Below are 13651 nucleotides of genomic sequence, written 5' to 3' on the forward strand. Positions count from 1 at the left end.
TGTCACCTCGTCGGTTGCGGTCGTATGCGGGCGCTTACTTGCGGCTGAACAGGCCGCCTTTTTTCTTGGCGGTCTCTTCCTTCGGCGGCTCGGGTTTCACGAACGGATCGGTGCCGTCACGATAACCCGGCAGGTCCTCGCGCTGCAGGTCGAGCTGCCTGACGCGCGACGAATCGAAAATCTGCTCCACCGGCGCGCCTTCGGCGCTGATCGATTTCGCGGTGATGAAGATAATCAGGTTGTTGGTGGTAACGTTGTGGTTGTCCGAACGGAACAGCCGGCCGAGCACCGGCACCGAGCCGAGCACCGGCACGCGGCTTTCGCCCTTCGTGGCATTCGATGTCACCAATCCGCCGATACCCATCGTATAGCCGTCCTTCATCGATACCTGCGTCGTGGCCTTGCGGGTGGCCACGATCGGAATCTCCGTTCCGCTCGCGCCGCCGAAGGTGACGGTGCCGTTGGGTTGGCTGACTTCAGGAGCAAGCGTAAGCTTGATCAGCCCGCGGGCGTTGACCTGCGGAGTGACCTTGAGCAGCACGCCGATCGGCTTGTAGGTGAAGCCGCTGATCTGAAACGTGCCCGTCTGCTCGCTGAAAGTATAATTCGGAATCGGTCGCTCTTCGCCTACGTTGATCGTCGCCTCCGTGTTGTTCAGCGTCACGATCGTCGGATTGGAGACGATCTTCGTGTTATTCAGCGTCTGCAGCGCGCTGAGCACCACCTTGAATTGATCCGCGCTGAACACTGCATTCAGCGTGCGTTCGGTGGTCGTGCCTCCGGCGATCGAGTTGAGCAAATTCAACGCGTCCGAGGTCGCATTGTTGGTGCCGCTCGTGCTCGTGTTGGTGAGAGACGAATTCGTGCCGGTGGTGGAGTTGGCGGTCGTCACGCCATTGGCGGAGGTCACCGTGTTCGAAGTGCTGGAACCGCTGGTCTGGGTGCCGGTGGTCGATCCGGTCGTGCCGCTGCTGTTGCCGGAGGTGGCATTGCGGGAGTTGCTGCGGTCGCCGGTCTGTCCACGCGTATAGCCGCCAACAATGCTGTCTTCATCTCCGCCCACCCCGATATTGTAGCCGCTCAACGACGCCCAATTGACGCCGAGATTTTTCAAGTCCCGGTCCGTCACCTCGACGAACTTCGATTCGATCATCACCTGGTCGGTGGCGCGGTCGAGCTGCTCGATGATCGGACGGATGCGGTTCATGCGCGACGGGCGCTCCGTGATCACGAGGCTGTTCGTGCGCGCATCGACCACGATCTTGCCGCCGGCGGCGGGATCCACGAGCGAGGTGATCGTCGGCATGATGTCCGCCGCGCGCGCGTAGTTCACCACAAAGACTTCCGTCGCGACCGGCTCCTGCAGGAGCGTCTCGTTGGCGACGATTTTGATGATGTTGCCTTCCTCGATGTAGGTGTAACCCACGGGCGCCAGCACCACCTGGAAAATCTGCCGCCACGTGACGTCGCGCAGCTTGATCGACGCCTTGCCCTGCAACGTCTCCGGAATGACGAGGTTCAACTCAAACAGATCGGCCACGTTGCGCAGGATGTTGCGGATCTCCTCGTCGGGGAAATCGACCGAGAGCGTGTCCTTGCCGGCGCTGTCGCGTCCGCGCACGGCGGGGCTGGCGGCCGGGTGCGTTTCCTGGATCGTCACCTGCGGCTCGACCGGAATCGCCGGCATCGCCTCCTCGGGTGCGGCGGGCTCGGTCTGGGCGTCAACTCGCGCGAGCGAAAAGGCGATCAGCGCGACGGGCAAAACGAAGTGGCGGGTTTTCATTTGGACTTTCCTGGTTTGATGGGCCGCGTGATTTCGTCCCGGTTCAGGCGAAGGGTGAACGTGGTGCGATCGATCGCAGCCAGCTCGAGGTCGTAGGTCTGGCCATCATACGCGACGGCGAAGCGGTCGCCGACGCGCAGGCGTTTCTGGCCGAAAATCAGCAGCGGCTCGTCATTGAGGATCAACGTGCCGGAGGGCGTGATACGCGCGGCGATCACGTCGAGGAGTTCGCGATCGGTGGTCGGCTTCGCGTTGGCGGCGGCGTTGTTGGCGGCCGCTTGCGCGGCGGCGAGCGCGCGCAGCTCCTCGGGATCGGGCGCGCCGAAGGCGGCCGGGTTGAACGGCTGCACGAGATTCTCCGGCAGCGGCGCAGGCGTGATCGGCGTCGCGAGTTTCTGCGCGAGTTCCACGACGGGACGGCGCAGCTGCGGCGGGTTCAGATCCGACGCGGGCGCCGCGGTCGCGCGAACCAGGACGAGCAGGGCCGGCAACAACATCAAACCGGCGCGAAAAGGCATCGTGTTCATGGCGTGCCGAGCAGTTCGACGTTCAGCTGGAGCACGTAAGGCCCGCTACGGTCTGGTTTGAGAATGTTAACCGAAGCCGCGACGGCCCGGGCGTAGTGCGTGCCGTTTTCCAGCCGGCGGAGAAAATCGAGCAGCGCGGGATACTCGCCCTCGACGGAGAGGCTGAAACCGATCGGCACGAAAGCAGCCTTCGGATTGGCCTTCGTCCAACGCGCCACGCTCGCGGCATTCGCCGTCTGCTGCAGCTGGCTCAACCGCGTGCCCGTTTCGGCCTCCAGCTTGTAGAAATACTGCAGGTTGTTAGCGAGCTCGTCGACGCGCACCAGCCGCGGCTTGATCTCCGCCGCCGCGGCCGAGACGGCCGCGAGCTGCTCATCCAGCTGCGCCGCATTCTTGAGGTTGAGCGCGAGGCGGCGGCCTTCGACCGCCTTCTGGTCGAGCACCGCCTGGTTTTCCGCCAGCCCGTCGCCGCGATAATAAGCGGCCAGCGCGAGCCCGACCGACAACACGCCGCAGGCCACGGCAAGGCGGTTCTTTTTCACGAACGCGAAAAGCTCCTCGTTCGACATCATTTTTTCGCCCCCTTCTCCTTCTTCGTCTTCAGGAGATACTCGACCACCAGCCGGCCGGTCTGCTGGTTGCGGTTGATGCTCTGCAGCTCGATCTGCTCGAACCACTCCGCGAGGCGCGCATTCGCGCGCAGCTGCGCCAGGTAGGTCGACGCGTGGCCGCTCGCCAGCTCCGGCGCGCCGCGCACGGACGCGATCAACCGCAGACCGGTGTCGCGCAGCTCGAGCCCGTCGATCGCGATGTTCGCCGGCAGCGTCTGGCCCAGCTGCACCAGCAGGTCGGAGACAGCCGGCCTGGCGGTGACGAAGGTATTGATTTCCTGGATGCGCGACGCCTCCTCCTGGAACTTCTTGAACTGGGCGACGGCGCGCGTGCTCGGCGGCTTGTTGCGATCGATCTCCTGCTGCCAGGCGTCGATCTGCAGCCGCAGGTCGCGCAGCTGGTATTCCTGGAACGCGAACCACAACGCCACCATCACCGTGAGCGCGATCGCGCCCACGTTGATGAAGAACGCCGTGCGCACCACCTTCGTGTCCGGCAACCGCTCGAAATTGCGGAAGTTCGGATGCCACGGCGGCTCCTGCGAAACGGCCGCGTCAGTCTTTTTTCTCCGCAGCGACAGCATCGGAAACCGTTGATGAAACCATGAGGCTGAACAGGCCCAGCCAGCGCACGTCCAGCGGCACAGTCGTCGCCCCGCCGGCGATCGTCACCTGCCGCGATTGCAGCCAGGGCGCCAACTCGAGCGGCAGTGCCCCGACGCCCAGCGCCGCAGCGACCGCGCCCTCCAGCCACGCGAGCGTGGGAGGCAGCGAGGTGCACAGCACGTGGCCGACCGACTGCCCGGTCTGCACCTCGTAAAAACCGATCGAGGACTGCAGCTCCTTCAGGAGCTTTTTCACCAGCAGCGGGCCCATGCCGGTGAAGTCGAAGGTGTTCGAGAAAAACAGTTTTCGCGCGGATTCGAGATCCTTGAGCCCGAGTTCCTTCTGCACCACCGGCACCATCGCATCGAGCCCCTGGGCAATGGGTCGCGAGGTCTCCACGCCGCCGGCCGTGACGATGAACGAATGGGTCGTTTCCGCGCCAATCTCGAGCACGAGCGTGGGCGTTTTCGATTTTTTGAAACCAAGATAGTCGACGATGCCGCCCAGCATCGCCACCGAGCCCAGCTCGACGCGTTCCGGATAAATGCCCCAGGCAAGCAAGCCGTCCTGGCCTGTGATCACGTCCTCCGCCGGAATCGCACAGAACAGGACTTCCTTCTGCACGCTCTTTGCCGGATCGAAATCCGTCCCGTCAGCCGAGTTCAACACGTGCGTCACGTGCTTGTCCGGCTCCACGCGAAACTGAGTCGACAACACTTCGGCCAGATACCCCGGCTCTTTCACGCGCTTCGGCTCCAATGTCGCCCGCCGCACCATGCGCCGCACCGGATAAAGACCGCAGATGGCGTTGAGGTAGCCGCTCGGACTCTTCTTTGGCTGCAAGCGCGCGATTCCCGCGGCCAAAGCCGCCGCATCGCCGGGCGCACATTCGATCAACTCTTCGACCTCAAGCGGCGCCCGCGCGGACGAGGTCCGCGCCAGCAAAACGGCATGATCGTTTTGCTCGACGAAAAAGCCTTTGGTCTTGGCAGCGAAGAACATGCGAAGGGTTGCGGATCAGGAAAACCGGTGACGCCGCCTCCACGGAAAATCTCCGTCGCGACGCCTCGAACCGGGCGCGAAACGTCGGGTATCGACGTTTTCAAGACAAGACTATTCCCCTATGGGAACATCGGGCTCCGCCCTATTAACCCTTTCTTCACGTTCATCCTCCGCAAGCGCTCGCGCCCGCGGATGAACAAAAAACCCGCCGCGTTTTTCGCGGCGGGCGCAAAATCAAATCGGCCGCACGCTGCGGCTTACTTCTGCCACGTGCGCTTCTTGTGCCGGTTGGACTTCAGGCGCTTGCGGCGCTTGTGCTTCGACATCTTCAACCGACGTTTCTTTTTCAGATTACCCATGTGTTAGAGAAATAAATGCGGCACGCTGCGACTCGCCGGAGCCCCTGTAAAGCCGAATCTGAGGCCGTCACCTGCCGCCCACCGGCACGGCCCGCCGCAGGCGCGTGAAGACCAGCACCGCCTCCACCTCACGTTCCGGCACCGCCGCGAGGATCGCCGCGACCCGGCGATAGAGATTCAATTGCGCCGCATAACGCTCGACCAGCGGCGCCACCTCGCCGGAGGCAGGCTGATCGGTCTTGAAATCGTAAACCGTCGCGCGCCTCGCCCGGCCGGCCGCATCCCGCTCCACCACCACGCGATCGAAGACACCCGTAATCCACGCGCCGTCGATCACCACTTCGAACGCACGCTCGCGCCACGCCTCGGCCGCCGCCCCCGGACGCCGCCACACGCCGGCCAGCGCGGGTTCCTCCAGGCATGCGAGCGCCTCCGCTGCCGCCCCCGCGCCTTCCTCCCCGGCGCTCGCGACCCGCAGACGCCCGGCCGTGTCGCGATCGAACCACTCCACCTCGGCGAGCAGCGCATGCACCGCCGTCCCGAACGCCGCCGCGGCGCCGCGCTGGACCGAAAACAACTGCGCACCGTTCAGCCGCGCCGTCTTCGCCGCCGACGGCTGCCGCGCCGGCAACCGCCGCCGGCGCACCCCCGCGGCCAGCTCGGATGAAACCGCCGGCGCCTCCGGTTCGCGAACCACCGCCGCCGGCGCGGTCACCCCGACGTGCCAGTTGTAGTTACCGTTCGCATACACGCCCGCGAATTCCCGCGCGCCGATGCGCACCGGCCGAACCTCGTCGCCGAGCGTCTCGGCCAGGAGTTTCGGATAATTCCGCGAGGTCGATCCGGCGGCGGATTTCGTCACCAGATACATCGCCCGCTTCGCCCGCGTCATCGCCACGTAAAGCAGCGACAACGCTTCGTAACACGCGTCCGCCTCCGCCGCCTTCACGTGCGCCGCGAGCACCGGGTCCTGCGCGTGAAAGGTCTTCGGCGGCAGATCCAGCACCCATTCGACTTCGCGCTGCACGGATTTCTGCACCGCGAGTCCGTCGCGCCGGCAGTCGAGCCGGATGCCTTCGAGGTCCGGCAGCACGACGACGTCGAAGCCGAGGCCTTTCGATTTGTGGATCGTCATCACGCGCACCGATCCCGCCGTATCCATTTCCCGGATCGTATGCCGCTCCATGAACGCCAGAAATTCCGCCACGTCCCGGCTGCCGGTTTCGTCGAACGCCGCGGCCGCCGCGAGAAACTGCCCCGCCCGCTCCCGCGTGAACGCGTCGCCGGCCGGCAGCTGCGCCAACAGCCGCCGGGTCCAGCCGGACAGCGCGCGCTCGAAACCTTCCGCATGGATATCCCCGAGCACGCGCCGTGTCACCGCTTCCGGCGCCGCGAGACCATCCGCGTCCAGCAACGCGCCGAGCGGCGTCATCCGCACGTGCTGTTGCGCCAGCGTATCGCCCGGATGCGCCGCCGCCTTCGCGAGCGCGAGCAGCGCAGCGCCGAGCGGATTGTCGATGCACACGTGCAGATCGGATTCCGCCACCGCCGGCAATCCGCCTTCGTGACGCAGGTAATCCGCGAGCCGCGTCGCCATCGCGTTGCCCTGCACCAGCACCGCGCAACTCAAACCGCGCCCCAAAGGATCGATCTCCTGCAGGATGCCGACCGTGAGCGCGAAGCGCTCCGCTTCGTCGGCGCCCTGCAACAAAGCCACCTGGCCATCGAGCTTCGGCCGCGCCGAGTCGTGCCGCCGCCACTCCGTATTCCAGGTTTTCGATGCCTCGCCGGGAAACAGCTCCGCCAGCACGGCCGCGTCTCCAAAAACCTGATTCACCGCCTCGATCACCGCCGGCCCCGACCGCCACGATTGCACGAGATGATCTTCCGCGATCGTGCCGGGTTGGATCGAATTGTAGTGATTGAAGATCTCGCGGAACAGCCGCGGATCGCCTTCGCGCCATGCGAAAATCGCCTGCTTCACGTCGCCGACGTAAAAGAAACTCCGCGCGCCCGTCGGATCCTGCACCACCTCGTCGATCAGATTACGCAGGATCGACCACTGCCCGAAGCTCGTGTCCTGAAACTCGTCGAGCAGCCAGTGATCGATCTCGCCGTCGAGGCGGTAGTCGATCAGCAGCCGGCGTTCCGCGGCTTCCAACGCGTCCGCCTCGTCCTCCTCGCCCGCGGCCGCGCTCAACCGCGGCGCGCCGCAGTCCGGCTGGAGCAGCCGCTGCACGTCGGCAAAGGTCAGCTTGCCCGCGCGACGCACGATTTGATGGTAAACCGCGTCGTAGCTCGCGAGCACTTCATGAATGCCGCGCGTCATCTCGAGCCGGCGCGCGAACTCCATTTCGAACATCGCCAGCAGCACATCCCGCAGCGCCTCGCGCAGCGCGGGCGTGAGCAGCTGCTTCTTCCGTTCGACAACGATCTCCGCCAACTCCGGCCAGGCCTTCAGCGCGTTGTTGATCAGATATTCCAGCGCATCGCCCATCGGCGCGCCCGGCAACCAGACCGCCAGCTCGTCGAAAAATCCCCGCCAGCGCGCGCGCTGCTTGTCGTTCAACTCGGCTCGTTCGATCTCGCTTTGCAGCGTGCGCAGTGCCGCGTCGCGTCGCGCGGACGCCCCGCGCCAGTCCGCGCCGTCGGGCCAGATGCGCTCGGCCGCACCCCAGCACTCCGCGCGCGGCGCCGACAAAAAGATTTCCTGGTGCCGATCGAGAAAGCCGTCGAGCTGCGCCGCGAGACGCTTTTCATCCACGCCGAAGGTCGCGCGCTTGAACGCCTCGATGAACTCGCGCTGTGCCTCGCCGAGTTCACCGGAGCGTTCGAACATCCGCCGCAGCACACGACCACGCTCCACCTGCGACGCGTGCGCTTGCAGGATCTCGAACTCGCCGCCGAGTCCGAGCTCGAGCGGGAAATTCGACGCGATCCGCGCGAAGAATCCGTCCAGCGTGCCGAGCCGCAGCCGGTGCATCGCATCCACGACGTCCCGCAACATTCGCCGAAACGGCGCGCGCGGATCCTCGCCGGAACTCAGGCCCACGTCCGCGGCGAGCTGGCGCGCGGCTTTTTCCTCAGCCGCAGCGCGCGCGAGCTTGTTGAGAATTTCGTCGAAGAACTCGCCCGCGGCCTTCCGCGTGAAGGTCAGCGCCACGATGCGCTCGGGCCGCGCACCGCCCGCGAGGAGACGCACGAAGCGATTTGTCAGCGCGTAGGTTTTGCCCGAGCCCGCCGACGCGAGGATCATCACGTGCTGCAGCGGCTTCATCGCGATGCCTCCTCGCGCAGCTCGACGCTCCATGCCACACTGTCGGCCACGCCGCGATGAAACAGCGCCCCGAACGTGTCGCGTTCCGGCCGGATCTTTTCGTTGGGCGGCCAGAACTCGCCCGCGCGAATCGCGCGCGCCACGCCTTCGGCGCAGTGCCACGCCGCGTCCTCGAGTTCGCGTGTGTAATCCTCCCATGGACGGAGGGACGTCTCGGTCGACGCTTTCGGCAGGTTAAAATAACCTCCGTTCAACAATGCCGGCCGGTCGCCGGTCACCGCACCGCCCGCGATCGCGCGCAGATAGAGCGGCAGCTGCAGATCGGTCCACACGCATTCGCGGCCGTTATAAACGAAGCGCGCAAATTCGGGCGCGGTCTCCTCGCGTTTCGCTCCGCGCACGTGCGCGTCAAACGGATCGACCGGCCGGTCGGAGGTCTTGTAGTCGAGCACGAGCACGGCGCCCGAGGTCTCGTGGCGGTCGATGCGATCGATTTTTCCGCTGATCGTCAGCCCGTCGATCTCGAGCGTGAACGGCTGCTCGACGCGTTCGATCACCCAGCCTTCGGCGCGGTGCTGCGCCTGGATGTCCGCGACACGCGACAGTCGCTGGCGCGCGGATTCGACCTGCACGAGCAACGGCAGCGTGAGCTCGGCGCCGTAGCGGCGCGCCGCCTCGAGCTCGACCCGCTCAAGCAGAAACGCGCGCAGCGTCGTCGCATCGGTGCAATCGCGCAGCGCAGCTTCATTGCCCATCGCCTCGAGCGCGGCGTGACAGAGCGTGCCGAAATCGAAGGCGTCGAGTTCGTTCTTCGCCGGATCGACAGGCTCCATGCGCAACACGCGTTGCAGATAGAACCGGAACGGACATTCGAGCCACGCGCGCAGGCCTGTGACGGCGACCTTCGCTGGCGGCGACACGCGCGGCGGCGTGAGCAGCCAGGCGCGCTGCCACGCCGGCATCGCGCGGGCGCCCTCGACGTGCCGAAACAGAAAACGCACCCGCCGCGGCAGCTCCTCATCGGCGCAGCGCAGCAGCAGACGCGACGGCCGCAGCGGATCGCCCGCGGCCGAGGTTTTGCCGAGAAACACATCCAGCCGGCCCGCGCCGCGTCCAGCGGCGAGCGCCTGCAGCAGATACGCGTCACGCGCGAAGCGATCGGCGTTGGTCTTCAATCCCAACCGCTCGCGCAGCGCCTCGGGGAGAAACGGATCGCCAACGATCGCGTCGGGCACGCGGCCGTCGTTCATGCCGGCGACGACGAGATGCGGCGCGTCATCCCACAAAAGTTCGAGCCAGCCCTGCAGCTCGACGGCGCCGTCGGGCTTGTCGTCATAGTGCATCGAGTCCGCATACCAGCGCAGCGCGACCTCCCACCACTCCGCCGCGCCGAGCGCGGGAAACATTGGCGCCGCTGCGCCGATCTCGCGCAGCACCGTGCTCCATGCCTCGGCGGCCGCCGCGGTGCGTTCGTCCGCGGGATTCGCCAGGTCGAACGCCCGGCGCTCGAAAATCGTCCCGAGCACCGCCGCCGCGCCCGCGGCAAAATCGTCGCCCTGAAGCCGCCCGCGCAACTCGTCGATCAGATCGAGCGCCGCCGCCGCGAGCGGCCGGTTCGTCGCGTGCTCGCGCGCCTGCGCCAGCGTTGCGGGCAGATGCTCCGCGTGCAGCCGGTCGAGGTCCTGCAGAAACCGCGCGGCGCTGAAATTGCGGAAACGCGATTCCAGGCATGCGAGAAAATCCGGACAGCGCGCGAGGGCCTCGACCTGCGCAAACGAGCCGTCGCGAGCCACCGCCGACAGCGTCGAAAGCAACCGGTGCAGCGCGTCGCCTTTGCGGTGGCGGCCCTCGGGATTGAACGCGGCGAGCTGTGCCTGTTCGAACGCGTTTTCCAGCGCGCCCAACACTTCGGGATCCGCGACGCCGAGGCCCAGCACCGCGTCCGGGTCGCGATAATTTCGCGCGATCGCGACGAGACGTTCCGCTTGCGCGGCCGGGTCCGCGCACAGGTGCACGCGCTGCTCGAATTCAGGCAACTCCAGCTCGCGCCGCGCCCAGCGGTCGGCTTTCGGCCGGCCCCAACCGTCGAAATCGTCGGCGGCGTTTTCCGGCGCAAAGATCACAACGTCGACCGGCAACGCCGCCGCCAGCGAGTCCAGCACGATCAGCGACAGCGGCATCGGATCCGGCGCGGCGAGGACGACGATGCGCTCGATCCCGGACGGCACGGGAGGCGCACTCGCGTTCTCCAGCTCCACATCCTGGGGGTCGCGCCGTCCGAGCTGCGCGAGCACGTCGCGATGCCGGGCTTCGAGTTCGGCGAGTTGGAGCCAGCGATCGGCCTCGGAAAAATTCTCGCCCGCGCGCCGCGCGACGTCCTGCAAACGCAAGCCGCCCTCCGCGAGTGTGCGTTTCAAACGCGCCAGCTCGCGACCGAGCCCAAGTGCCCACGTGAAACTGCGGTCCGGCGGATCGACCGGAAAGACCGCGCGAAACGCGTCCATCGGCAACTCGCGCAGCACCTGCGCCCAGGCGAGCAGCGATTCCAGGCGCGTCGCGGCGTCGTTCGCCTCACCCGCGGCGAGTTGGACCAAGGACTCCGGTTGCAGCACCCGCGGCGGAAACACCGCCTGGCCGTGCCGGGCCGCATGGGCCGCGAGACCTTCGCGCAGACGGCGTCCGGCCTGCCGGGTGGACACCACCACCAAGAGACGCGAAAGATCCAGAGGCCCGTCGCCGCGCCAATCCGCGGCAAGATGCTCGATCGCCTGCGCCAGCAGCGGCCGTTGCCAGTCGAGGAAGCGGCGGCGGACGGATTCAGGCGGAGTGACCACGAAGATCGATAGCACCGACCGTGCGCCCGATCTCAACCCTTTCCTCGATCGTGCGACGCAAAAACAAAAACCCCCGCGCTCGCAGGGAACGCAGGGGAAGGAAAATTCGAAACGCGGATGCGACTTACTTCGCGAAGACCGCCTTGGCGGTGCGCGCCTTGACGCGGGCCGCAACGTTCCGATGAACGACGCCCGACTTCACCGCGCGATCCATGGCCGACACATAAGCCGAGGCCGCGGCCTTGGCCGCCGTCGCATCGCCGGACTTCGTCGCCGCCTCGAACTTCTTGTGCAGGGTCTTCAAGCGGGTCTTGACGCCTTGGTTGCGGTCGCGGAGACGAACGGATTTACGCGCGGCTTTGATGGCGGATTTGGTGTTGGCCATGATCGAAAAAAGATTGGAAGCCCGCCAAAGACTCAAACCCCCGCCAGTGAGTCAAGGGTTTTATCCGTCTCGGCCGGGACCGAGGGACGCGTCGCGTGCCGATTGGGCGGGAAACTGACTCGTGTTTCAGCCGGCCGACCGTTTGATTCGCCGCCATGTCGGTTTCCCCTCCCACCGCACTCCGCGTGCTCATCGTCGACGACAGCACCCTGGTGCGCGAAGGACTCCGCGCCGTCCTGGGCAGCCATCAGGGCCCGCGAAAAATCGAAGTCGCCGGCGAAGCGGCGACGATCGCCGACGGCGTCGAGGCCGCGCGTCGCCTGCGGCCGGACGTCGTGCTCCTCGACATCCGCCTGCCGGACGGCTCCGGGATCGACGCCTGTCGCCAGATGCTCGGCCGGATGCCGGATTTGCGCGTGTTGATCCTGACCTCGGTGGTCGACGACGCGCTGGTGCTCGATGCGATCCGCGCCGGCGCGCATGGGTATTTGTTGAAGGAAATCGACAGTCGCGGCCTGGTTAACGCGCTGATCGATGTGAGCGCGGGCAAGTCGATCCTCGATCCGGCGGTCACCGCGCGCGTGATGCAGATGGCGCGGGCGAGCGATGGCGTCGCGGACGCGCTCGGCAGTCTGTCGCCGCAGGAAAAGCGCATCATCGCGCTGATCGCCGAAGGGTGCACCAACAAGGAAGCCGCGCAAAAACTCGGCCTCGCGGAGAAGACCGTGAAGAACTATCTCAGCACGGCGTTCGAAAAGCTCCACGTCAGCAGTCGCGCGCAAGCCGCTGCGCTCTACGCCAAGGCCGCCGCACGCAGCAGCTAGGGCCGACCGGCCCTAGGCTTTCCGGGACTTCCTTGCGGGCATCCCGGCCCTTACGTTCGTAGGGGTTCACCGGATATGATCGACGGCAGATGTCCCGCACCCTGTCCGTTTCCTTTCCGATCGCGCGTCGCCGCCGGCGCGGCATGACGCTGGTGGAAGTGATGATCGCCATGATCATCCTCGCCACCGGCCTGCTCGGCTTCCTCGGCAGCTTCATCCAGTCGCGGCGCGTCACGGAATCGAGCGTGTTGCACGCGGCCGCCAGCAGCCTCGTCTACGGCCTGCTGGAGCAGATCAAAGGGCTGGACTATCCGTCGGTGCCGAGCGGCAGTCCGCCGCTCATCCGCGTGCGCGTCACGCCCAACGACATCGTGGAACTGCAGACGGTCTACACCCGCGCGCCGGCCGCGCCCGCAGGTCCGGCGACGACGCCCACTCTGTCCGCCACGGCCGCCAGCCTCGGCGCGATCAACAATCTCATCGGGCCGCTGAGCCTCTCGTCGACGTCGGGCACGAGCTCGCAGCCGTTGACGATCAACCTTTGGGTTTGGGTCGACGAGATTCCCGACGCCGACCGCGATGTGAAGGAGGTCAAGAAGATCACCGTCGTCTACACCTACTCCTTCAACGACGGCAATCGCGTGCGCACGGTGCGCGATCGCGAGGTCATCCTGCGCACCCGCTTCGACCAATGAAATCGCGCCCCCCGCACCGCCGCCGGCTGGCGGCGTTCACGTTGTCGGAGGTGATGATCACCACGACGATCCTCGGCTTCGTCACCGCCGGCACCCTCGCCGTCTTCATCCTCGGGATGCGGTCGATGTATCGCGATATCGAACGTTTGAATACCGACTCGATCCTGCGCCGCCTCACGCTGCACGTGGCGAAGGAGACCATCGATTCGACGGAGTTCTACGTGTTTCCCAACTACACCGCCCTCGACGGCAACGTCGACCTGGCGAACGACATCTCCGCGCTCGAGCCGGACGAGCCGGCGGAGGACGAGACGCAGCTCGCGATGGGCGATTGCCTCGTGCTCGTCACCCGCGTGACCACGGACGTGACCTCCAACGTCCGCCAGTTCCGGATCTATTATCGCACGACGACGTCCCCCGCCACCCAGAGCGCGCTGCGCTACTACGAAAGCCCGCTCTACGGCACCGAGACGACCGGCTCCTCGTCCTCGCTCACGCAGCTGTTGAACGGCGTCAACCTCAAGTCCGCGCCCAATTATCCCGGCTCGCGCCTCCTCGCCGCCATCACCCGCGGCAAGCCCCGCACCGGCGGCAGCGGCTACCTGCCCGTGTTCTCGACGGAAGCCACCGTGCCGACCGCGACCAACGAAAGCGTTTCCCTCAACATCGAGGTCATGAACGGCACCGCCGCGACCAGGATGCTCTCCAGCTCCAGCTTCAACTACACCATCTCCCCTCGGAGGTAAGC

General features: G+C 66.1%; 12 protein-coding genes. 3 read left to right on the plus strand and 9 right to left on the minus strand.

Annotated features, from left to right (window positions below; translation table 11 throughout):
* Positions 1-34: 34 nt before the first annotated feature.
* The 9 genes from AC6RV7_RS05010 to rpsT form a co-directional block, all read right to left on the minus strand.
* Positions 35-1783 (minus strand): secretin GspD/PilQ domain-containing protein, encoded by a 1749-nt coding sequence (locus AC6RV7_RS05010; RefSeq protein ID WP_500092808.1) that lies wholly within the window; start codon positions 1781-1783, stop codon positions 35-37.
* On the minus strand, positions 1780-2310 hold the full coding sequence (locus AC6RV7_RS05015; protein ID WP_500092809.1) for a hypothetical protein: 531 nt from the start codon (positions 2308-2310) through the stop codon (positions 1780-1782). The genes AC6RV7_RS05010 and AC6RV7_RS05015 overlap by 4 nt, the downstream gene beginning before the upstream one ends.
* The gene (locus AC6RV7_RS05020) at positions 2307-2852 is read right to left on the minus strand and encodes a hypothetical protein (protein ID WP_500092810.1); all 546 of its coding nucleotides are present in this window, start codon (positions 2850-2852) and stop codon (positions 2307-2309) included. Before AC6RV7_RS05020 ends, AC6RV7_RS05015 begins: the two co-directional genes overlap by 4 nt.
* Positions 2853-2878: 26 nt before the next feature.
* Positions 2879-3505 carry a hypothetical protein gene (locus AC6RV7_RS05025; RefSeq protein ID WP_500092811.1) on the minus strand — a complete coding sequence of 209 codons (627 nt, stop codon included), beginning with the start codon at positions 3503-3505 and terminating at the stop codon, positions 2879-2881.
* On the minus strand, positions 3477-4529 hold the full coding sequence (locus tag AC6RV7_RS05030; RefSeq protein WP_500092812.1) for a hypothetical protein: 1053 nt from the start codon (positions 4527-4529) through the stop codon (positions 3477-3479). The genes AC6RV7_RS05025 and AC6RV7_RS05030 overlap by 29 nt, the downstream gene beginning before the upstream one ends.
* Positions 4530-4786: 257 nt before the next feature.
* Positions 4787-4888 (minus strand): AURKAIP1/COX24 domain-containing protein, encoded by a 102-nt coding sequence (locus AC6RV7_RS05035; protein ID WP_220163614.1) that lies wholly within the window; start codon positions 4886-4888, stop codon positions 4787-4789.
* Between the two features lie 67 nt (positions 4889-4955).
* Positions 4956-8165, minus strand: a complete 3210-nt coding sequence (locus tag AC6RV7_RS05040; protein WP_500092813.1) for a UvrD-helicase domain-containing protein — start codon at positions 8163-8165, stop codon at positions 4956-4958.
* On the minus strand, positions 8162-10999 hold the full coding sequence (locus AC6RV7_RS05045) for a PD-(D/E)XK nuclease family protein (protein ID WP_500092814.1): 2838 nt from the start codon (positions 10997-10999) through the stop codon (positions 8162-8164). Before AC6RV7_RS05045 ends, AC6RV7_RS05040 begins: the two co-directional genes overlap by 4 nt.
* A 124-nt stretch (positions 11000-11123) precedes the next feature.
* Positions 11124-11384: a 30S ribosomal protein S20 gene (gene rpsT / locus AC6RV7_RS05050; protein ID WP_500092815.1), complete on the minus strand. Its 261-nt coding sequence runs from the start codon at positions 11382-11384 to the stop codon at positions 11124-11126.
* A gap of 155 nt (positions 11385-11539) precedes the next feature.
* On the opposite strand from rpsT, the gene AC6RV7_RS05055 reads away from it, so the two are divergent.
* From AC6RV7_RS05055 to AC6RV7_RS05065, 3 genes are all read left to right on the plus strand, one after another.
* Positions 11540-12208 carry a response regulator transcription factor gene (locus AC6RV7_RS05055; RefSeq protein ID WP_500092816.1) on the plus strand — a complete coding sequence of 223 codons (669 nt, stop codon included), beginning with the start codon at positions 11540-11542 and terminating at the stop codon, positions 12206-12208.
* Positions 12209-12297: 89 nt separating this feature from the next.
* Positions 12298-12903, plus strand: coding sequence for a type IV pilus modification PilV family protein (locus AC6RV7_RS05060; protein WP_500092817.1), 606 nt, complete (start codon positions 12298-12300; stop codon positions 12901-12903).
* A complete protein-coding gene (locus tag AC6RV7_RS05065) occupies positions 12900-13649 on the plus strand; it encodes a type IV pilus modification PilV family protein (protein ID WP_500092818.1) in 750 nt (249 codons plus the stop codon). The genes AC6RV7_RS05060 and AC6RV7_RS05065 overlap by 4 nt, the downstream gene beginning before the upstream one ends.
* The last annotated feature ends 2 nt before the right edge of the window (positions 13650-13651 follow it).

The organism is Opitutus sp. sgz309028 (assembly GCF_059821195.1).